The organism is Microvirga puerhi (assembly GCF_020089865.1).
In the GTDB taxonomy this organism is placed as follows: Bacteria; Pseudomonadota; Alphaproteobacteria; order Rhizobiales; family Beijerinckiaceae; genus Microvirga; species Microvirga puerhi.
The window spans coordinates 46,105-64,524 of record NZ_JAIRBM010000018.1; the positions used below are offsets into that span (position 1 = coordinate 46,105).

Sequence of the window (18,420 nt, forward strand, 5' to 3'; positions counted from 1 at the left end):
CATGTTGAGGCGAGGGAGAGGATTGGCTGCAGCTCTGCTGGGGCTGTGCCTGACGGTGGCGCCGGGCGCCCTGATGGCCAAGGACAAGCTGACGGTCGATCTGGTCAACGAGCCGTCGTCGCTGGATCCGCAGGTGCAGTGGAACCCGGACAGCTATTATGTCTACCGCAACATCTTCGACAATCTCGTCACCCGCGACGACAAGGGCGAGATCGTGCCGCAGATCGCGACCGCCTGGAAGCACACCTCCGACACCGAGATCGAGTTTACGATCCGCGACGACGTGACCTTCCATGACGGCCAGAAGCTGACGGCGGAGGACGTGGCGTTCAGTGTGCAGCGCATCACCGATCCGAAGTTTGCCAGTCCGCAGCTGGGTCAGTTCAACAAGATCGTCAAGGCGGAGGCAATTAGCCCGACGACCGTGAAGCTGACCACGGATGGACCCTATCCGGCGCTGCTGAGCCAGCTGGTGAAGTTGTCGATCGTGCCCAAGCATGTGGTCGAGGCGGTGGGCAAGGACGCGTTCAACCTGAAGCCGGTGGGCAGCGGTCCGTACAAGTTCGACAGCTGGCAGCGGGGCGTGCAGGTGACGCTGTCGGCGAACGACCGGTACTGGGGTCCGAAGGGGCCGTTTGCGACGGCGGTGTTCCGGGCGGTGCCGGATGCGGCGACGCGGGTGGCGAACCTGCAGGCAGGAACGAGCGATCTTGCGGTGACGCTGGATTCCGATCTGGCGGCGCAGCTGAAGTCCTCACCCAAGGCCAAGATCCTCTCCGTCCCAACCGAACGCGTTGCTTATCTTCGCCTCAACCCGGCAAAGCCGCCCTTCGACAACGTCAAGATCCGCCAAGCCGTCGCCTATGCAATCGACAAAGGAGCCATGGTCGATGGCATCCTCGGCGGCTACGACCAGCCGGTACCGGAGATGCTGACACCGGCCCATGTCGGCTGGGTCGCCGACATTGCAGCGCCGAGCTACGACCTCAAGAAGGCCCAGGCTCTCGTGAAGGAAGCAGGTGAGGGCAGCAAAGCCGAGATCGAACTCGCTACGTCGCCGGTCTTCGATCAGCGGATCGTGCAGGCGATCCAGCAGATGCTGACGGAAGCCGGTCTGAACGTGAAGATCAACATGTCCGACATGGCGAGCTATCTCAAGCGCGCGCAGGGCGGCATCGAAGCAACGCCTGCTTTGAGCTTCGGGCGCTGGTCGTGCTCCTGCCAGGATGCGGACGGCGTCCTCTTTCCGCTGCTGCACAAGAGCAGCTCCTGGTCGGTCTATCGCAACCCGAAAGCCGATGAATTGCTGGAGAAGGCACGGGAGTCCCTCGACGAGAAGGCTCGGCTCGCTGCCTATCGCAGCGTCCATGAGATCGTCGCGCAGGATGTTCCGCTCGTTCCGCTCTACCAGAGCGCGGCCATTTACGGGGCCGCAAAGGGACTGCAGTGGCAGCCCTCGCCGAGCGAGAGCCTCTTCCTCAACCGGATGAGTTGGAAAGACTAAACGGACCCACGGATCATCCATGCGACGCTTCCTCCTCCGACGGATCGGACAAGTCATCGGCACTGTCTTCGGTGTCGTGACGCTGATCTTCTTCCTTCAGCGCCTCACGGGTGATCCGACCTATCTGCTCGTTCCCGAAACTGCGACCCAGGCCGACATCGATGCGATGCGGGCGGCGCTCGGATTCGACCGCCCGCTCTTCATCCAATACCTTGCCTTCCTGAAGCAGATCGCAAGCTTCGACCTGGGGCGTTCCGTCATTCAGAATGTTCCGGTCTGGGACATCATCGCCTCACGCCTGCCCTACACGCTGCAGCTAGCGGGCGGCGCCCTGCTGGTCGCCTGCGGCCTGGGAATCCCGATCGGGGTTCTTCTGGCACTTTATCGCGACCATCCGGCGTCGCGACTTCTCGCTAGCGTCGTGCTGGCAGCCCAGAGCATGCCGACCTTCTGGAGCGGCATCATCCTGATCATGATCTTTGCGGTGACGCTCGGTTGGCTTCCTCCGTCGTCGACCGGTGGCATCGAGCATCTGATCATGCCTTCGCTCGCTCTCGGGCTTCTGAGCATGGCGACCTTCGCCCGCATCACCCGCACCGCGCTGCTGGACGAACTGTCCAAGGACTACGTCCGAACGGCCCGCTCCCGGGGCGTGCCGATGGGGTTGCTTCTCCGCCGCCATCTGGCACGCAATGCCTCCATTCCGGTCATCACCGTCGCAGCTCTGGAAATCTCCAATCTTCTGGCGGGCGCCGTCATCGTCGAGACTGTCTTCGCTTGGCCCGGTCTCGGCCAAGTCACAGTGCAGTCGATTCTCGCTCGTGATTTTCTGGTGGTACAAGGGATCGTCATTCTGGGCGCCTTCGTGACGGTTGCCCTCAATCTCGCGGCTGATCTGCTCTACAGCGCAGTCGACCCCCGCATCCGCCTCGACGGGAGCCGCCGATGACCTCCGTGACAGTATCGGCTCCGCTGCGGCGACGGAGCCATATGCGCGTCTCGCTCACGCGCTGGGCGCCGATCGTATTGATTGCCGCCTTCGTTCTGGCCGCCGTCTTCGCGCCGCTGATCGCACCCTACGATCCCAACGCCCAGAATCTCCTCGCCCGGATGAAGTCACCCGGAACGGTGTCCCGCAGCTTCCACTATCTGCTTGGCAGCGACGAACTTGGCCGCGACCTGCTCTCACGGCTGATCTACGGGGCGCGGGTATCGCTCTTCGTCGCTTTCGCGTCGGTCATCCTGTCTGGAGTGGTTGGCGTGCTGCTTGGGATGCTGGCGGGATATCTCCGCGGCTGGGTCGAGGTGCTCACCATGCGTCTCGTGGACGTCTTTCTATCCGTTCCGGCGATTCTGCTCGCCATCATCACGGTCGCGGTCCTCGGCCCAGGCCTGGTGAATGTGATTGTCGTCCTCGCTCTGACGCGTTGGCCACGCTACGCGCGAATCGCCTACGGCCAGACACTGAGCGTCGCCAACATGCCGTTCGTACGGCTCGCGGCTTTCATGGGCGCCTCGGCACCGCGAATTCTCATTCGGCACATCCTGCCCAACATCATCGGCGCAGTGACCGTGGTGGCGACGTTGGAATTCGGACTCATGGTTCTGTTCGAGGCCGGCCTGTCGTTCCTCGGCCTGGGCGTCCAGCCGCCGACCGCGAGTTGGGGCGCGATGCTCAGCTCGGGCCGGAACTACCTCGCGACCGCATGGTGGATCGCCACGTTCCCTGGTCTCTGCCTCTTCCTGCTGGTGCTCGCCGTCAATCTCATCGGCGACGACCTGCGCGATCGCTTCGATCCCCGTTCACAATGAGGACATAATGGACTTCTTCTCCGATATTTCCGGCAAGCACGTCGTCGTCACGGGGGCCTGCGGGGTCGTCGGGCGCTGGATTGTCGACGCTTTCGCGGCGGCCGGTGCCAACCTGTGCCTCACGGATGCGCAGGCACCCGCCCTCGACGCTTATGCTGGAGGCGTAGCGCTCGGTCCCGACGGCTTCGCTCACGCGGCGGACTTGACCGACGAGAATTCAATCGACGGGCTGATCAGCGAGATCGGTCGCCGCTGGGGCGCGGCCGACATCCTCGTCAATAACGCCGGCATCTATCCGAGTGGCTTCCTGCTCGACATCTCGACCGAAGAATTCGACAAGATCTTCTCGGTGAACCTGCGGGCTCCCTTCATCCTGACGCGGGGCATCGCGCGCCAGATGATCGAGAAGGGTGTCAAAGGATCAGTCATCAACATTTCTTCCGGTGCTTCGCGCAAGATGCGGCGCACGGTGGTGCCTTATTGCACTTCCAAGACCGCCCTCGACCGGCTGACCAAGGGCTTTGCCATCGAACTTGCCGAATTCGGCATTCGGGTGAATGCGCTTGAGCCCGGTTTCGCAGCCGGCAGCTCGGTGAGTTCCCTGACGGACGAGCATGTCAACAATACCATTGCGGCCATTCCCCTGGGCCGGCCGTCATCACCGGGAGATGTGGCGAACGGGCTGCTTTATCTTGCGAGCGACGCCTCCGCCTATGTGACCGGAGCGACCCTCACTATTGACGGTGGCAATTCGATCGGTTCGCTCGCCGTCCATCAAGCGAAGAAGCGTCCTCTATGAGCGGCATGACTCGAATTTCGTATCCCCAGGCGCCCTACGCGTGGCCGAAGGATAAAACCAGCGCGTTCTGCTTCACGGTCGACGTAGACGCTGAGTCTCCTCTTCTCTGGAACCTGAAAGGCGAGACCACATCACGTCTCATCGGACAGATGGAGCAGCGGCTATTCGGCCCGCGGGTCGGCATCTGGCGCATCCTCGATCTCCTGGACCGTTTCGGCATCAAGGGAAGCTTCTATGTCCCCGGCGTCGTGGCGAAGAACCATCCGGAACTTCTGCCGGCCTTCGTCGAGCGCGGACACGAGATCGGTCTCCATGGGTATTTCCACGAGATCGTCTCCCAGGTTTCCGATGAGGAGTTCACCGGTGCTCTGGAGGCCTCGCTCGAAGTCTTCCGTGCGCAAGTCGGAATCGTGCCGAAGGGCTTCCGGTCCCCGGCATGGGAGATGACCCCGCATATGCTGAGCGAGCTGAAGAAGCGTGGCCTTTACGACAGTTCCCTCTCGGGCTTCGATCATCCCTACACGATCGACGGGGTGACCGAAGTGCCGGTCCAATGGGCGATCGATGACGCAGTCTACTTCAAGTTCGTCGGCGGCGGAGCGGATTCCTGGCCGCCTTCGGCCACGGGGCCGATCCTGGACATCTGGCTGGACGAATGGACAATGCTCCATAAGGAAGGTGGTCTCTTGATGCTCACCATTCACGATTGGATCTCGGGCCGGGCTCACCGAATCCTGATGCTCGAGCGACTGCTTAAGCGCGTGACAGCCGAGCCGGGAGTGTGGATCGCGACGGTGGGCGAGGTCGCGGCTCATCATGCAGGCTCAGTCAATGCCGATCGATACAGGGTCCCAGTGAGCGCTCCGCAGCTCATTGCCGGGGCTCGTTTCGGGAGGGAAGGCTGATGCAGACCTTTACGCTTCGCAAGCCAGAGGTACGGTCGCGGCACGGCCTTGTTGCCGCGCAGAACCGCCATGCCGCGGAGGCGGGTGCAGCTATCTTGGCCAACGGGGGCAATGCGATGGATGCCGCCGTCGTGACGGCGCTGGTCCTCAGCGTGGTCGAGCCGTGGCTCTCCGGCGTTGGCGGAGGCGGATTTCTGCTCCATGCGGACGGCATGACCGGTGCCGTGAACACTCTCGACTTCAACGTGACGTCCCCGCAGGGACTGAACCCGACCGACTATCCGCTCGCAGGCTCAAAAACCGGAAACTGGTTCGACTGGCCGTCCGTCGAGGGCGACCGGAACATTTCGGGCTATGGCTCCATTTGTGTTCCGGGCGCAGTCGCCGGTTTTGCCGAGGCGCTGTCGCGGTTCGGCACGATCTCGTGGGCGGACGCGCTCCAGCCAGCCATCGAACATGCCGAGCGCGGATTGGAGGTGGACTGGTTCACCTCGCTCTCCCTCGCGGTCGAGGGCGCCGCGCTGGCGAAATATCCGGCGACGGCGGAGATCTTTCTCGACAACGGTAGGGCTCCTCGGGCCGGCGATCGGGATGGAGTGCAGTATCGTCCTATGCCCAACAAGGCGAAGCTCCTCAAACGGCTTGCGGCGGTAGGGGCGCGTGACTTCTATGAAGGAGAAACGGCACGGATTCTGGTCGAGGATCTCAATGCGGGTGGATCCCGGATCGATGCGAGTGATTTCGCGGCCTATCGGCCCCAGTGGTGCGAGCCTCTCGTTACTACTTACCGCGACCTCGAGATCAATGCGATACCCGGCTTGAGCGGAGGCCCGACCTTCGTCGATGCCTGTGCTCGTCTTGAGTCCTTCGATCTTTCGGCTCGCGTTGCCATGGCGGATGCCGCACTCGCCTATGCCACGGCGATCCGCGATGCCTATGAGAAACGCCTGACAACGATGGGGCATGCCGCGACACCCGAGGCCGGCTGCACGACTCACCTCAGCGTCGTGGATTCCACGGGCACCATGGTGTCTCTCACCAATACGCTGCTGTCGCGTTTCGGCTCCAAGGTGGTCCTGCCAAAGGCCGGCATCCTGATGAACAACGGGGTCATGTGGTTCGACCCGCGCCCGCACCAGCCGAACTCGATCAAGGGCGGCGTGAAGCCGCTCGCCAACATGTGTCCCTTGATCGTGAAGAAAGGCGGCGGACCGATATTGGCCATCGGTGCCGCTGGTGGACGGACAATTTTTCCGACGGTGCTGCAGATCATCTCCTATATGGCGGATCGCGGTCTTTCCTTGGAGGATGCGTTCCATGTGCCGCGCATCGACGCGAGCACCCCGACGATCCGCGTCAACGCCAAGGCGGATCCGGCAGTCTCGGCAACGGTCGGCACGCGCTACCCGGTCGAGATTGTTGAAGACACGCTTTATCCGGTGAACTTCGCGATTCCGTCCGCCGTGATGCGGGACGGAGTAGAAAATGTTGGCATGGCGCATCCAACTAGCCCCTGGGCCGCGGTCGCGGTCGAAAGCCTCGCTGATGATCACTGATGGCGCGCGGCAGGACGAGGGGCCGGTCCTCGCCATCAAGGATCTTCGGATCCAGATTGGCGGCATCGACGTGGTCGATGGTGTCTCGCTCTCGGCGAGCCGGGGGCGCATTCTCGCCATCGTCGGCGAGAGCGGCTGCGGGAAGAGCCTGACCGCCCTGTCGATCCTTCGACTTCTCCCGAAGGCAGCTAAGATTGTCGATGGCCGGGTCGAGCTGGACGGAGGGGACCTCGCGCATCTGCCCGAAAAGGACCTGGAAGACATCCGGGGCAACAAGGCATCGATCATATTTCAGGAGCCGATCGCATCGCTGAATCCGCTCATGCGCGTCGGAGCGCAGGTGGAAGAGGCGCTGCGCCTTCATCGCGGTCTCTCGCGCGCCGAGGCATGGCGCGAGGCGGTCGCAATGCTCGCGAGCGTCGGCATCCCGGATCCTGAACGGCGGGCCAAGCAATATCCGTTCGAACTATCGGGCGGCATGTGCCAGCGCGTGATGATCGCGGCGGCGCTGATCTGCCGTCCGCGCCTCTTGATCGCCGACGAACCGACGACAGCCCTTGACGTGACCATCCAGGCGCAAATCCTCGACCTGATGAAGCGCTTACGCGATGAAGTCGGCACGTCCATCATCATCATTACGCACGACATGGGCGTCGTGGCCGAAATGGCCGACGATGTCGCAGTCATGTATGGGGGCAGGGTGGTCGAGCAGGGGCCCGTCGATACAATCTTCGCGGCCCCGGCCCATCCCTATACCCACCTCCTGTTGACAACGGTTCCGCGCCTCGACGGACATCGCAAGAGTTCGCTTCGGACGATCGAGGGCATCGTTCCCAGCGTCGACCAGTGGCCGCAGGGTTGCCGATTTCGCAGCCGTTGTCCTCTGGCGACGGATGTCTGTGCACAGCGGCCGCCCCTCGATCCGGTCGACGCGGCCGGACATGACGCGGCCTGCTGGCATACGGACCGCCTGATGGAGCTTGCATGACCGAGCCAGCTTCACCTCTCCTCAGCGTACGTGATCTCAAAGTCCACTTCCCGGTCCGCGGGTCCGAGGGTGGCGTGGTCAAGGCCGTCGACGGCATTTCTTTCAACATTCCGTTCGGCCGCACGGTCGCGCTGGTGGGCGAAAGCGGCTGCGGGAAGTCGACGACCGCGTACGGTATCATCGGTCTCGAACAGATCACGTCCGGATCGATCAGGTTCGATGGAAACGAGATTTCGCATCTGGACAAGCGCGCCCGCCATGATCTCGCAACCGCAATTCAGATTGTCTTCCAGGATCCGAGCGCCGCGCTCAATCCGAAGATGACGATTGGCGACAGCATCGGCGAACCGCTGGCCATTCAAGGCTGGCGTAAGGAAGAGAGGCGGCGGCGCGTGAGCGAGCTTCTCGATCGCGTCGGTCTGCCCGCGACCTATACGGAGCGGACGCCCAACGCACTGTCCGGCGGCCAGCGGCAGCGCGTAGTGATCGCCAGGGCTCTCGCCTTGTCGCCGAAGCTTCTCGTCCTCGACGAGCCGGTCTCGGCACTGGACGTGTCAATTCGTTCCCAGATCCTTAATCTTCTCATGGAGCTTCAGAAGGAGCTTGGCCTATCCTATCTGTTCATCTCCCATGACCTGTCAGTTGTGCGGCATCTGGCCGATGAGGTCGTCGTCATGTATCTCGGGACCGTCGTCGAACAAGGCGAAACCGGTGCATTGTTCGAAGCGCCCCAACATCCCTACACGCAGGCGTTGATCTCAGCGATTCCGCTGCCCGACCCACGGGCTCAGCGCGCGCGGGAGCGCATTATCCTCAAGGGCGACCTGCCGAGCCCGCTCAATCCACCTGTGGGATGTCCGTTTGTCGGCCGTTGCCCGATCCGTATCGATCCGTGCAGCACTATTCGTCCATCGCTGCAGCCTGCGGCGAGCGACACTCTCGCCGCGTGCCTGGTGCGTGCACCCGCCCCATTGGCAGCCTGATCCGGCATCTGCTTAAGGCGTCCAGACAATGATCGAAAGAAAGAATCCACCAAACCTCGCTCCGCCCGTTGGCCGCTACCATCACCTGACGGTCATTCCAGCCGGCAGCGACATTCTGGCCATCGCAGGTCAGGTCGGTCTTGCTGAGGACGGGTCCCTGCCGGACACCGTCGAAGAGCAGCTTTCCAACGCATTCGCGAATGTCACGCGCATCCTGCAAAGTGAGGGGCTCGATCATCGGGCCGTGTTCAAAATCAACATGTGGCTCACGCAGCCGATCGAGCGCGAGCGCTATGTGCAGATTTGGCGCAGTTTTCATAACGACGAGCCACCTGCCTCCATGTTCGCCTACGTTTCCGCTATGATCCGTCCGGAATATTTTGTTGAGGTCGAGGCGTGGGCGGCACGCCCTGCACGCGGGGCTCCGTAATTTTTAGCGGATCTGCGCACGGACTGGTCTCGCTCTTGCCGAAATAGTCGACCGGATGCGCTCTTGTCGCACTGACCCGTGAGAGCACGGCATGATGCCGGCAACGTTCGGGGTCCTGTTCGGGATCATTTCGAAGGATCTCTGCTGGCCTGATTTACCCATTCGGGGGGAGAATGGCGGCGTGTTGCCTATTTCGAAGAGCAGTGGGAAAAGGGGCAGTGCATTGGCTTCAGAGCAAAAGGGACACGCAATGGCGAAGAATACGATTTGCCTCTGGTACGATAAGGATGCCGAGGCTGCCGCCCGCTTCTATTCCGAGACCTTTCCTGACAGTGCGGTGGGGGCGATACACCGCGCGCCGGGTGACTACCCGGACGGCAAAAGGGGTGAGGTGCTGGTCGTCGAATTCACGGTTGCGGGCGTTGCCTGTATCGGACTCAATGGAGGTTCGGCGTTCAAACATAACGAGGCCTTCTCGTTCCAGATCGCCACGGACGATCAGGCAGAGACCGATCGCTACTGGAACGCCATCGTCGGCAACGGCGGCCAGGAGAGCGAGTGTGGCTGGTGCAAAGACAGATGGGGCGTGTCTTGGCAAATTACGCCGCGCATTCTGATGGAAGCGATGGCGGCAGGCGGTGCTGAGGCCAAACGCGCGTTTGATGCGATGATGACCATGAAGAAGATCGACATCGCCGCGATCGAGGCGGCGCGACGCGGTTGATGTTCCATCGCAGAGGCTGACCAAGTTGCCACCAGCAGCTGTCCATTCCTGGCAATTCTCAGGCTCGGCACAGGGACTCGGCAGCTCGACCAGAGCGAGAATTTGGAGGGTGCGGGGGTATCCTGGTCTGACCTGAAACAGGCTTTGTGATACGACTAGGCTTGTAAGATGCCGCTTCGACGGTGGCGGCCAACAGGAAGGAAGATGTTATGTCGAGGTCGCCAGGGGGACGCCGCCCACCTGATCCTTTGAAGGCCGCGGAAGCTGCCTTCAAAAAGGTCACAACAAAGCCGATCGAAGGCCCTCCGAAGGCTCCATCCATCCCAGGCGTCAAGGAGACCGTTACCTTGCGCATTGACCAGGATGTGCTCGAATATTTCCAGCAGGACGGCCCGGGATGGCAAGACCGCATCAATGTCGCGTTACGGAAGGCGGCAGGTAAGTAGGGTAGGAGTTGTCTCGTGAACAGAGGAACTCCAATACTGAGTAGGACGACACAGGCTGCAATCTTCTCGGTAAACGTCCCGGGCGTGGCTGCCCAAGGTCCTGGCCCCGTTCACTGAACTTGTGCGGACTGCAAGCTCCAGGCTGCGTTCTCTCCCGTGCACCTCGTTGGGATCGGCCAAGCCGGTCTATCCTTACCGCTTGGGATGATGCCACGTTCAGCCGGACCACCGCTCCCTTGCACCCGGCATGAAACGGCCTAGATTCAACCATAATGGGCAACTTCAGGTCGGAGCCAGAGCATTCCGAATGCCGCTATTCACCCCCGAGCAGTGCCGCGCCGCCCGTGGCCTCCTGGACTGGACCCAGGAGGAACTCGCCGAACGCGCGGAGGTCTCGCGCAGCACCATCCGAGACTTCGAAAATAGTCGTCATCATCTCCATCCCACGACGGCGAACCAAGTCGTGGCGGCCTTGGAGAGAGGCGGGGCATTGCTGATCCCTTCCGACGAGGCCGGTCCCGGAGTGCGACTTCGGAAGCCCATTGGCTAGAAGCTGAGCACGGCCTCGATCACCGAAAGCCTGTGCTAGAACCTATAGGCCGGTATCCCAGTCGCGGTGGGGCTGATTGCCTGATGGATCATCACGCGTGCGGTCTGTCCCTATCCAGGTGGGGTCTGATCCACCTCCACATCCGCTGCCGGAACGGCCTTAATACCCTCCCTCCGGTCGCGGTAGAGCGCCGCCCGCGCGAGCAGCATCAAGGTCACCGGCGTGGTCAGGGTGACGAATACGGCGATCAGGACCTCGTGAACGACCGGCCGCGTCTCGAGCACGCTGAAGCAGAGTGCTGATCCGGCCAGAATGCTTGCCATGCCAACGGTCGTGCCGAGTGTGGGCGCATGAACGCGGGCATAGAACGTGCGAAGCCGGAGCAGCCCGAGCGATCCAATCAGGGTGACGGTTGCTCCGACCAGCAGGCAGAAGGCGGTCAGCAGCGCGGCCCAAGCTGGCAAGGTCCCTGTTGCACTCATTCGATCACCTCTCCACGCATCAGGAACTTGGCAAGCGCCACGGTCGAGACGAATCCGAGAAGGCCGATGACGAGCGCGGCCTCGAAATACAGCGTGCTGCCTGTACGGACGCCGAATGTGATCAGCATCAGCATGGCACTCACGTAGAGAGAGTCCAATCCGAGGATCCGATCCTGCGCTCGTGGTCCCACGACGAGGCGGTAGGTGGCGCAACACATCGACAAGCCCAGCATGACCTGGGCGGCAATGATAGCCCATCCGAGGATAGCAAGAGCGCTCATTCGAAGATCTCTATCAGCCGCCGCTCATAGCGGTCCTTGATGAGCCGGATCCACGCGGTTTCGTCGCTCAGGTCCAGAACGTGCAGCAACAGGGTTCCCTGGGCGGCATCGTAATTCACCCAGATCGTTCCGGGCGTCGAGGTGATGATGATGGACAATACCGCGAGCCCATGGCGGCTGCGCAGCTCGAGCGGGATCGACAGGAAGCCGGCGTTCATACCGGGCTGCCGGGAACCGAGGATGATGCGGCCGACGGCGATGTTGGAGCGGAGGATGTCGATCAGCACCATGCCTGCAAGACGCAGGGCTACCCCAGGGCGACGGATGTGCGGCTTCTCAGGCCGCAGGGCTGCCATCGCCCAGGAGGCAAGAACAGCGAGGACGGCACCAAGGACAATCTGACCAGATGAGACGCTCTGATTCAGCAGGAGCCACAGGACGAGCAGGGCGGCCGAGAGGAGGGGGTAGGGCAAGAGCCAGCTCATGGACCACTCCCCCCCTCGCGCGACCCGGCCCTCGGCGCCGACAGCACACCCGTGACGTAATCCTGCGGAGTCTGCAGGGCCTGCGTCGTCGCCTCCATGTAGCGCATCGCCGGCCCGCCGGCGACCGTCAGGCCAAGGCAGAGCAGCAACAGGCACAATACCGGAGCCATCTCGATGACGCGCACCCGGGGAACGCTGTCATCCATGCGGGCCCAGAAGCTGCTGATCCCGGTCCGTGTCATGGCGATCACCGTCGCCAAGCCCGACGCTGTTAGGAGGCCGATCAGAATCCAAGTCGACGGCTGGACCGCAGGGCCGTCCATCTTCAGCATAGCCGCCATCATGCCGAATTTACCGATAAAGCCGGCCAGGGGCGGCAGCCCGGCCAAGAGCAACGTGCAGGCGATGAAGCTGCCGCCGAGGAGGGCCACCGTGGCGGGAATGGCCACGCCGACCTCGTCCTCCGGATAGTCCTCATCGCCCTCGCCATAGGCCTCCATCGTAACGGCCAGCACATCGGCTCCGGGATCGCGCAGGCGCTCGACCAGTTCGACGAGCAGGAAGAGGGCAGAAATACCCAAGGTGGAGCTGACGAGATAGAACAGGGCCGAGCCTATGACCGCGCCGCTCCCGGTGCCGATGGCCGCGATCAGCGTCCCAGACGAGACGAGTACGCTGCAACCCGCGAGCCGCGTCAGGGACTGTGACGCCAGAATGCCTGCCGTGCCGAATACGATGGTCAGCATACCTCCGAACAGCAGCCACTCCCCGCCGAACCCGGCAAGGGAACTTGCCTCGGTGCCGAAGATCAGCGTCCATAGGCGAAGGATCACGTAAACGCCGAGCTTGCTCATGATGGCGAACATGGCGGCAGACGGCGCGGAAGCGGCCGCGTAGGTGGTTGGGAGCCAGAAGTTGAGCGGCCATGCGCCGGCCTTCAACAGGAAGGCAGTGCCGAGAACCGCTGCCGAGGCGGCAAACATCGTCGCGTCGCTTGATGCTAAGGTAGGAACACGGCGAGCAAGATCCGCCATGTTGAGCGTCCCTGTGGCACCATATGCCAGGCTCGCGCCGATCAGGAAAAGGAAGGACCCTGTCAGGTTGATGGCGATGTAGGTAAGCCCCGCCCTGACCCGCATGACCCCACCCCCGTGCAGGACGAGGCCATAGGAGGCTGCGAGCAGCACCTCGAAGAATACGAAGAGATTGAAGAGGTCACCGGTCAGAAAGGCGCCGTTGAGGCCCATGAGCTGGAGCTGGAAGATCGTATGGAACCGCGGCCCCGCGCGATGCCAGCGCGCGAGTGCGTACAGGAGCGACGCGATGCCCAGCACACTCGTCAGCACCAGCATGAGGGCGGAGAGGCGATCGAGCACCAGCACGATGCCGAAGGGCGCTGGCCAGTTTCCGAGTTGATAGACCTTCACGGCCGATCCGCCCGTCCCGGCAAGGGGCATGTCGGCCTGGCGCAGCAGGATGATAGAGACGATCAACAGGGTGACTGTCGTCACAATTCCGATTCCGGCCTTGAGAGTGCGGCGACGCTCGTCGAGCAGCAGCATCACTGCCCCGGAGACGAGCGGCAGCAGGATCGGCATGATGATGAGGTGATCGAGCATACCCGTCATCGCACATCCTCTCGGCCATCCACGTGATCCGTTCCCGTGAGGCCCCGCGAGGCCAGCAGGACGACGAGGAACAGGGCCGTCATGGCAAAGCTGATGACGATAGCGGTAAGGACCAGCGCCTGCGGCAGGGGATCAGTGAAAAGCGCTGGGTCGATGGCCTCGGTGGTTTCGAGGACCGGTGGCGCCCCGACCCGCAGGCGACCCATGCCGAAGATGAACAGGTTAACGGCATAGGACAGCAGCGACAGGCCGATGATGACCTGGAAGGTTCGGGGACGCAGCAGAAGCCACACGCCGGAAGTGGTGAGGATGCCGACTGCGAGCGCGAAGATGAGCTCCATCACACTTCCTCCTTCGCTATCATAGGCGGCTCCGCGGACGTCGTTGGAGCGCGTACCGAACGAGGGACGCGAAGCGACTGGTGCGCCAGGGCGATCAGAATGAGCACGGTGGAGCCCACCACGACCGTGAAGACGCCGAGGTCGAACAGGAGCGCGGTGGCGGCGGGCACCTTGCCGATGGCAGGCAGGTCGAAGTACCGGAAATAGGAGGTCAGGAACGGATAGCCGAACACCCATGCCCCCATGCCCGTGAAGGCGGCGCAGAGTAGGCCCAGCCCCGTCCAGAGGATCGGACGGATCCGCAGTCGCGCCTCGATCCAGCGCGTTCCGCCCGCCATGTATTGCAGGATGAGGGCGATCGACATCGTGACACCGGCCGCGAAACCTCCGCCCGGCAGATCGTGCCCGCGCAGAAAGAAATACACGGCGACAGTTCCGATCACAGGGAAGAGCCACTGCATGATGATCCCGGGGATGGTGAGGTAATCGGCGAGGGTGTCGCCAACGGCTCGGTCCGGACGGGCCCTGTCATAGGCGTCCTGGGCCTGCTGCTGCTCCGGCGCCTCAACGCTTTCCGGCGCCGGGCGGAAGCGGCGCAGGAGCGAGAAGACCGTGACCGCCACGATGGCGAGAACCACGATCTCGCCGAAGGTGTCGAAGCCACGGAAATCGACCAGGATGACGTTGACGATATTGCGACCGCCCCCCCCGGAATATGCGTTCTCGACGAAATAGCGCGCGATGGTATCCGGCAGAGGCCGCGTGAGCATCGTATAGACGATCAGCGACATGCCTGCCCCGGCTGCGAGGGCCAGCATCAGATCTCGGGCCCGCCGTAGCCTGGCTCTGGTTCCCATCGAGAGCTCTTCGCCCACGACCTCGATCCGCTTCGGCAGCCAGCGCAAGCCAAGGAGGATCAGTACCGTCGTGACGATCTCGACCAGAAGCTGGGTGATGGCGAGGTCCGGCGCGGAGAACCAGACGAAGGTGATACAGGTCACCAGTCCGGCCCCGCCCAATAGCACTAAGGCAGCGAGGCGATGGAACTTGGCCTGGTAGGCCGCGCCGATGGCACAGATGCCTCCGACTATCCAAAGCAGCAGGAAGGCCGGGTCGAACGCAGTCCCCGGGAGTGCGCCAGCCTCAAGCCCATGCCGGTAGAGCGGCCAGAGCGCCGCAATCACCGCGAAGGCCACGAGCAGCCGCAGTTGCGGCTGAAGCCGCTGCGTGCCGAACAGACGGTCCAGGGAGCGGGCCCATTTCCAGGACAGGGTGACGAGGACCTGTTCGAAGAGGCGTTGGCCCTTGAGGCGGCGCACCAGGGGTGATCCGTCGAGGCCCTTCGCGAGATAACCCTGCAACAGCCAGTACAGGATGACGCCGCCGGTCAGGGCGATCATGCTCATAATCAGAGGCTCGTTGAATCCGTGCCATATGGCGAGGCTGTAGTAGGGTGTATCCGGACCCAGGACCGCTCGGACCGCCGTGGCGAGGAATGGCTTGATGGTCATTGCCGGAAGGACGCCGACGAGGAGACATGCCAGGACGAGGAGCTCGACGGGAAAGCGCATCCAGTGCGGCGGCTCATGTGGCGTGCGCGGCAGGTCCGTCGGAGGTGGGCCAAAGAACACGCCGTGGATGAAGCGCAGGGAGTAGGCCACGCTGAAGGCGCTCGCCAGCATGGCGAAGTATGGCAGGGAGTGATCGAGGAGCGAGTCGACGTGGTAGGCGGCCGCCTCGGCGAAGAACATCTCCTTGGACAGGAAGCCATTGAGCAGCGGCACGCCAGCCATGGCAGCGGCTGCGACCATCGCCAGGGTGGCCGTGATCGGCATGAATCGGAACAGCCCGCTCAGGCGCCGGATGTCGCGGGTGCCGGATTCGTGGTCGATGATGCCGGCGGCCATGAATAGGGACGCCTTGAAGGTGGCATGGTTGATGGTGTGGAAGATGGCGGCAACAGCGGCGAGCGGGCTTCCGAGCCCGAGCAGGAGCGTGATCAGGCCAAGATGGCTGATAGTGGAATAGGCAAGCAGGCCCTTCAGATCCTGTTGGAAGATCGCCGCGTAGGCTCCGAGAAGCAGCGTACAGAGACCAGCTGACACTACGATGTAGAACCACGCTTCCGTGCCGGACAGGACAGGCCAGAGCAGGGTCAGCAAGAATACGCCCGCCTTCACCATGGTGGCCGAATGGAGGTAGGCCGAGACCGGCGTGGGTGCGGCCATGGCGTGCGGAAGCCAGAAGTGAAACGGGAACTGTGCGCTCTTGGTCAGCGCCCCCAGCAGGACCAGGATCAGGGCCGGCAGGTAAAGGCTGCTGCCGCGGATGCGGCCACCGGAGGCCAGCACCTCATCCACGCCGTAGCTGCCGACGATGTGGCCGATCAGCAAGACACCGACGAGTAGGCACAATCCCCCGGCGGCAGTGACCGTCAGCGCCATGCGCGCGCCGTCGCGCGCGCTGGCATTGTGGTGCCAGTAGCCGATGAGGAGGAAGGAGAACAGGCTGGTCAGCTCCCAGAAGAAGACCAACTGGATCAGGTTGCCCGAGAGCACGATGCCCAGCATGGCGCCCATGAAAGCGAGCAGGAACGCGAAGAAGCGCGGCACCGGGTCGGCGGGCGACATGTAGTAGCGGGCATAGAGCACGACCAGGAAGCCGATGCTGGTCACCAGCATGGTGAACAGCCAGGTAAAGCCGTCCATGCGCAAGCTGAAATCGATACCGAGGGTCGGCAACCACGCGACACTCATGCGCAGAACGCCGCCATGATGAACGCCCGGATATTGAGCGACCGTCAGGGTAGCGCTGCAGAGGGCCACGGCTCCAGCCAGGAAGGCAGCGCCGTTCCTGGCATCTTGCCGCAAGAAGGCGGCAACGACGCTCCCCACAAAAGGAAGGGCGACGATGGCCAGGAGGGGCATGCCACTGGACATGAGCTGAGCGGTCTCCTTCCGGGTGGAAAGTGCGGGGCGAAACTCCGAAACGATGGGGCGATATCGCCCAATATGGTTGACATATGCGCCCAGACCAAGGGCCTGCCCGATAAAATTTACGTCAGGGTAGGGCTGGACCGGCGCGGGTAGCAGTGCAGCGGTATTGTCTCATTAAGTCGCATCAGTCGCGCTGAGGCAAACTCAGGCAGCTGATGGGGTCAGAGGGCGAGGCCGGCCGCAGACGTCCCGCTATGACATTAAGACGGGGAGGATGAGTAAAAGAGTAGAGCGGAGAAAGCAGAGTGAACGGGGGCGCTCGGTCGAGGAGACATTTCAAAAGCTACTTCAGGCCTCTGGACGATCGAGAGCCCCGCATTGCCCATTCTCACTGACGCACTGCAGATGTGAATTTGCCCGGCTATTGAGGCCCTCGTGCGAGCTTGTCGATGATACGTCGCAGCGGTTGGTAGTCCTGCTTATTCAGGAGGCGTTCGACCGCATTCGTATCACGCCGGGTCTGGCCAAGCCCATCCAGGAGACAGCCATCCTGATCGACCGCTACAGCTACTGCTCCCAGCCGAAAAGGATGTCCGCGACATCATCCAAGTGCCGGATGTCGTGGCGGCTCGGCCATTTACGTTGATGTGCCGGAGCGCAGTCCAGCCCGAACCTCAGGGGCCGACGCTGGACAGTTTCGTAGACACGATGATGCCATGTTCTGACCGCCATCAAATGGGGTCAGCGATCATTCAGGATGGGCGTCAGGACGCTTTGCCCGGCAGCAGCCGCGCGGATCTGTGACTCGCTTGCGGCGCGTTCGGTCCCGCTTGCGGTATTCCTGATCCTGTAGCTGAACTCACCGTTGCTTTCGGGCATCAGACGAATGACTTCGTAGATGCCGCTTGTGCGGTCAGCGAAGTGTGTGCCAGCAGCATGAACCAACTGGCCAATGGAATACTTGTGGCTCATGGCGAAGCCTTTCGAGATTAATTGAGAGACATCGACCGGGGAGCCGTATGTGTCCGGATTGGCAGAACGTGCTCGACCTCAGCATCACATCGCTGATCAATGATCTCAGCGAGAACCATCGTGTCGTCAGCGCCCATCGTACTGGTCGGGTAGATCTGGTACTCGCTGTTCTTCTCGACGACGACGGCGTCGCGATCAAACCGCAGTACACAATTGATTTGCCGCATGAGCCATTCCGGTACGCGGTCTCCGGCCTCGAACGTCCAGGTCTTTTCGCGCATCGTCATTTTCCCCGCAAATCCGCGGCACCTTACCGACGGCGGAACTGTGGACGGCGCTGTGCCGCCGGGCGAGGGCCCGTTGATCCGCTGTCCTTGTGACGGAAGATAAGCCGACCCTTGTCGAGATCATAAGGTGACATCTCGACCGTGACGCGATCGCCCGCGAGCGTCTTGATGCGGTTCTTTTTCATCTTGCCGGCCGTGTAGGCGACGATCTCATGCCCGCTCTCCAGCTTCACGCGGTAGCGAGCATCCGGCAGGATCTCGACGACCTCGCCCTCAAATGTAATCAATTCTTCCTTAGCCATTGCAAAATC

Annotated in this window: 21 protein-coding genes; 12 read left to right on the forward strand and 9 right to left on the reverse strand. The window is 62.4% G+C overall.

Features of this window, described 5'->3' with window-relative positions:
* Position 1: 1 nt before the first annotated feature.
* From K9B37_RS19420 to K9B37_RS19475, 12 genes are all read left to right on the forward strand, one after another.
* Entirely contained in the window at positions 2-1,504 is a 1,503-nt protein-coding gene (locus tag K9B37_RS19420; protein ID WP_224315184.1) for an ABC transporter substrate-binding protein, read from the forward strand.
* A 19-nt stretch (positions 1,505-1,523) separates the two neighbouring features.
* Positions 1,524-2,453 (forward strand): ABC transporter permease, encoded by a 930-nt coding sequence (locus tag K9B37_RS19425; protein WP_224315185.1) that lies wholly within the window; start codon positions 1,524-1,526, stop codon positions 2,451-2,453.
* Positions 2,450-3,316 carry an ABC transporter permease gene (locus K9B37_RS19430; protein WP_224315186.1) on the forward strand — a complete coding sequence of 289 codons (867 nt, stop codon included), beginning with the start codon at positions 2,450-2,452 and terminating at the stop codon, positions 3,314-3,316. The genes K9B37_RS19425 and K9B37_RS19430 overlap by 4 nt, the downstream gene beginning before the upstream one ends.
* A gap of 7 nt (positions 3,317-3,323) precedes the next feature.
* Positions 3,324-4,115, forward strand: a complete 792-nt coding sequence (locus K9B37_RS19435; protein WP_224315187.1) for an SDR family NAD(P)-dependent oxidoreductase — start codon at positions 3,324-3,326, stop codon at positions 4,113-4,115.
* 5 nt (positions 4,116-4,120) lie between these two features.
* Complete coding sequence (locus tag K9B37_RS19440; RefSeq protein WP_224315188.1) at positions 4,121-5,020, forward strand: polysaccharide deacetylase family protein; 900 nt, start codon at positions 4,121-4,123, stop codon at positions 5,018-5,020.
* On the forward strand, positions 5,020-6,576 hold the full coding sequence (locus K9B37_RS19445; RefSeq protein ID WP_224315189.1) for a gamma-glutamyltransferase family protein: 1,557 nt from the start codon (positions 5,020-5,022) through the stop codon (positions 6,574-6,576). Before K9B37_RS19440 ends, K9B37_RS19445 begins: the two co-directional genes overlap by 1 nt.
* On the forward strand, positions 6,566-7,564 hold the full coding sequence (locus K9B37_RS19450) for an ABC transporter ATP-binding protein (RefSeq protein WP_224315190.1): 999 nt from the start codon (positions 6,566-6,568) through the stop codon (positions 7,562-7,564). The genes K9B37_RS19445 and K9B37_RS19450 overlap by 11 nt, the downstream gene beginning before the upstream one ends.
* The gene (locus K9B37_RS19455) at positions 7,561-8,547 is read left to right on the forward strand and encodes an ABC transporter ATP-binding protein (protein WP_224315191.1); all 987 of its coding nucleotides are present in this window, start codon (positions 7,561-7,563) and stop codon (positions 8,545-8,547) included. Before K9B37_RS19450 ends, K9B37_RS19455 begins: the two co-directional genes overlap by 4 nt.
* A gap of 28 nt (positions 8,548-8,575) precedes the next feature.
* Entirely contained in the window at positions 8,576-8,977 is a 402-nt protein-coding gene (locus K9B37_RS19460; protein WP_224315192.1) for a RidA family protein, read from the forward strand.
* 250 nt (positions 8,978-9,227) lie between these two features.
* Complete coding sequence (locus K9B37_RS19465; protein ID WP_224315245.1) at positions 9,228-9,701, forward strand: VOC family protein; 474 nt, start codon at positions 9,228-9,230, stop codon at positions 9,699-9,701.
* A 209-nt stretch (positions 9,702-9,910) separates the two neighbouring features.
* On the forward strand, positions 9,911-10,147 hold the full coding sequence (locus K9B37_RS19470) for a BrnA antitoxin family protein (RefSeq protein WP_224315193.1): 237 nt from the start codon (positions 9,911-9,913) through the stop codon (positions 10,145-10,147).
* A gap of 307 nt (positions 10,148-10,454) precedes the next feature.
* On the forward strand, positions 10,455-10,697 hold the full coding sequence (locus K9B37_RS19475) for a helix-turn-helix transcriptional regulator (protein WP_224315194.1): 243 nt from the start codon (positions 10,455-10,457) through the stop codon (positions 10,695-10,697).
* 110 nt (positions 10,698-10,807) lie between these two features.
* On the opposite strand, the gene mnhG is transcribed toward K9B37_RS19475, so the two are convergent.
* The 9 genes from mnhG to infA all read right to left on the reverse strand — a co-directional run bounded on the left by mnhG (position 10,808) and on the right by infA (position 18,411).
* Positions 10,808-11,179, reverse strand: a complete 372-nt coding sequence (gene mnhG, locus K9B37_RS19480) for a monovalent cation/H(+) antiporter subunit G (RefSeq protein WP_224315195.1) — start codon at positions 11,177-11,179, stop codon at positions 10,808-10,810.
* Positions 11,176-11,460 carry a K+/H+ antiporter subunit F gene (locus tag K9B37_RS19485; protein WP_224315196.1) on the reverse strand — a complete coding sequence of 95 codons (285 nt, stop codon included), beginning with the start codon at positions 11,458-11,460 and terminating at the stop codon, positions 11,176-11,178. The genes mnhG and K9B37_RS19485 overlap by 4 nt, the downstream gene beginning before the upstream one ends.
* Positions 11,457-11,945, reverse strand: coding sequence for a Na+/H+ antiporter subunit E (locus K9B37_RS19490; protein WP_224315197.1), 489 nt, complete (start codon positions 11,943-11,945; stop codon positions 11,457-11,459). Before K9B37_RS19490 ends, K9B37_RS19485 begins: the two co-directional genes overlap by 4 nt.
* On the reverse strand, positions 11,942-13,573 hold the full coding sequence (locus K9B37_RS19495) for a monovalent cation/H+ antiporter subunit D (RefSeq protein WP_224315198.1): 1,632 nt from the start codon (positions 13,571-13,573) through the stop codon (positions 11,942-11,944). The genes K9B37_RS19490 and K9B37_RS19495 overlap by 4 nt, the downstream gene beginning before the upstream one ends.
* On the reverse strand, positions 13,570-13,914 hold the full coding sequence (locus tag K9B37_RS19500) for a Na+/H+ antiporter subunit C (protein ID WP_224315199.1): 345 nt from the start codon (positions 13,912-13,914) through the stop codon (positions 13,570-13,572). Before K9B37_RS19500 ends, K9B37_RS19495 begins: the two co-directional genes overlap by 4 nt.
* Positions 13,914-16,853: a monovalent cation/H+ antiporter subunit A gene (locus tag K9B37_RS19505; protein WP_224315200.1), complete on the reverse strand. Its 2,940-nt coding sequence runs from the start codon at positions 16,851-16,853 to the stop codon at positions 13,914-13,916. Before K9B37_RS19505 ends, K9B37_RS19500 begins: the two co-directional genes overlap by 1 nt.
* 738 nt (positions 16,854-17,591) lie before the next feature.
* Positions 17,592-17,822 carry a hypothetical protein gene (locus tag K9B37_RS19510; RefSeq protein ID WP_224315201.1) on the reverse strand — a complete coding sequence of 77 codons (231 nt, stop codon included), beginning with the start codon at positions 17,820-17,822 and terminating at the stop codon, positions 17,592-17,594.
* Between the two features lie 17 nt (positions 17,823-17,839).
* Positions 17,840-18,103 (reverse strand): hypothetical protein, encoded by a 264-nt coding sequence (locus K9B37_RS19515; protein ID WP_224315202.1) that lies wholly within the window; start codon positions 18,101-18,103, stop codon positions 17,840-17,842.
* 29 nt (positions 18,104-18,132) lie between these two features.
* On the reverse strand, positions 18,133-18,411 hold the full coding sequence (gene infA / locus K9B37_RS19520) for a translation initiation factor IF-1 (protein ID WP_224315203.1): 279 nt from the start codon (positions 18,409-18,411) through the stop codon (positions 18,133-18,135).
* Between the last annotated feature and the right edge of the window lie 9 nt (positions 18,412-18,420).

What these genes read in the sequence shown, in the direction of transcription:
- K9B37_RS19420 (WP_224315184.1), top strand. Translation starts at nt 2, where the DNA reads ATGTTGAGGCGAGGGAGAGGATTGGCTGCAGCTCTGCTGGGGCTGTGC.
- K9B37_RS19425 (WP_224315185.1), top strand. Translation starts at nt 1,524, where the DNA reads ATGCGACGCTTCCTCCTCCGACGGATCGGACAAGTCATCGGCACTGTC.
- K9B37_RS19430 (WP_224315186.1), top strand. Translation starts at nt 2,450, where the DNA reads ATGACCTCCGTGACAGTATCGGCTCCGCTGCGGCGACGGAGCCATATG.
- K9B37_RS19435 (WP_224315187.1), top strand. Translation starts at nt 3,324, where the DNA reads ATGGACTTCTTCTCCGATATTTCCGGCAAGCACGTCGTCGTCACGGGG.
- K9B37_RS19440 (WP_224315188.1), top strand. Translation starts at nt 4,121, where the DNA reads ATGACTCGAATTTCGTATCCCCAGGCGCCCTACGCGTGGCCGAAGGAT.
- K9B37_RS19445 (WP_224315189.1), top strand. Translation starts at nt 5,020, where the DNA reads ATGCAGACCTTTACGCTTCGCAAGCCAGAGGTACGGTCGCGGCACGGC.
- K9B37_RS19450 (WP_224315190.1), top strand. Translation starts at nt 6,566, where the DNA reads ATGATCACTGATGGCGCGCGGCAGGACGAGGGGCCGGTCCTCGCCATC.
- K9B37_RS19455 (WP_224315191.1), top strand. Translation starts at nt 7,561, where the DNA reads ATGACCGAGCCAGCTTCACCTCTCCTCAGCGTACGTGATCTCAAAGTC.
- K9B37_RS19460 (WP_224315192.1), top strand. Translation starts at nt 8,576, where the DNA reads ATGATCGAAAGAAAGAATCCACCAAACCTCGCTCCGCCCGTTGGCCGC.
- K9B37_RS19465 (WP_224315245.1), top strand. Translation starts at nt 9,228, where the DNA reads ATGGCGAAGAATACGATTTGCCTCTGGTACGATAAGGATGCCGAGGCT.
- K9B37_RS19470 (WP_224315193.1), top strand. Translation starts at nt 9,911, where the DNA reads ATGTCGAGGTCGCCAGGGGGACGCCGCCCACCTGATCCTTTGAAGGCC.
- K9B37_RS19475 (WP_224315194.1), top strand. Translation starts at nt 10,455, where the DNA reads ATGCCGCTATTCACCCCCGAGCAGTGCCGCGCCGCCCGTGGCCTCCTG.
- mnhG (WP_224315195.1), bottom strand. Translation starts at nt 11,179, where the DNA reads ATGAGTGCAACAGGGACCTTGCCAGCTTGGGCCGCGCTGCTGACCGCC.
- K9B37_RS19485 (WP_224315196.1), bottom strand. Translation starts at nt 11,460, where the DNA reads ATGAGCGCTCTTGCTATCCTCGGATGGGCTATCATTGCCGCCCAGGTC.
- K9B37_RS19490 (WP_224315197.1), bottom strand. Translation starts at nt 11,945, where the DNA reads ATGAGCTGGCTCTTGCCCTACCCCCTCCTCTCGGCCGCCCTGCTCGTC.
- K9B37_RS19495 (WP_224315198.1), bottom strand. Translation starts at nt 13,573, where the DNA reads ATGACGGGTATGCTCGATCACCTCATCATCATGCCGATCCTGCTGCCG.
- K9B37_RS19500 (WP_224315199.1), bottom strand. Translation starts at nt 13,914, where the DNA reads ATGGAGCTCATCTTCGCGCTCGCAGTCGGCATCCTCACCACTTCCGGC.
- K9B37_RS19505 (WP_224315200.1), bottom strand. Translation starts at nt 16,853, where the DNA reads ATGTCCAGTGGCATGCCCCTCCTGGCCATCGTCGCCCTTCCTTTTGTG.
- K9B37_RS19510 (WP_224315201.1), bottom strand. Translation starts at nt 17,822, where the DNA reads ATGAGCCACAAGTATTCCATTGGCCAGTTGGTTCATGCTGCTGGCACA.
- K9B37_RS19515 (WP_224315202.1), bottom strand. Translation starts at nt 18,103, where the DNA reads ATGCGCGAAAAGACCTGGACGTTCGAGGCCGGAGACCGCGTACCGGAA.
- infA (WP_224315203.1), bottom strand. Translation starts at nt 18,411, where the DNA reads ATGGCTAAGGAAGAATTGATTACATTTGAGGGCGAGGTCGTCGAGATC.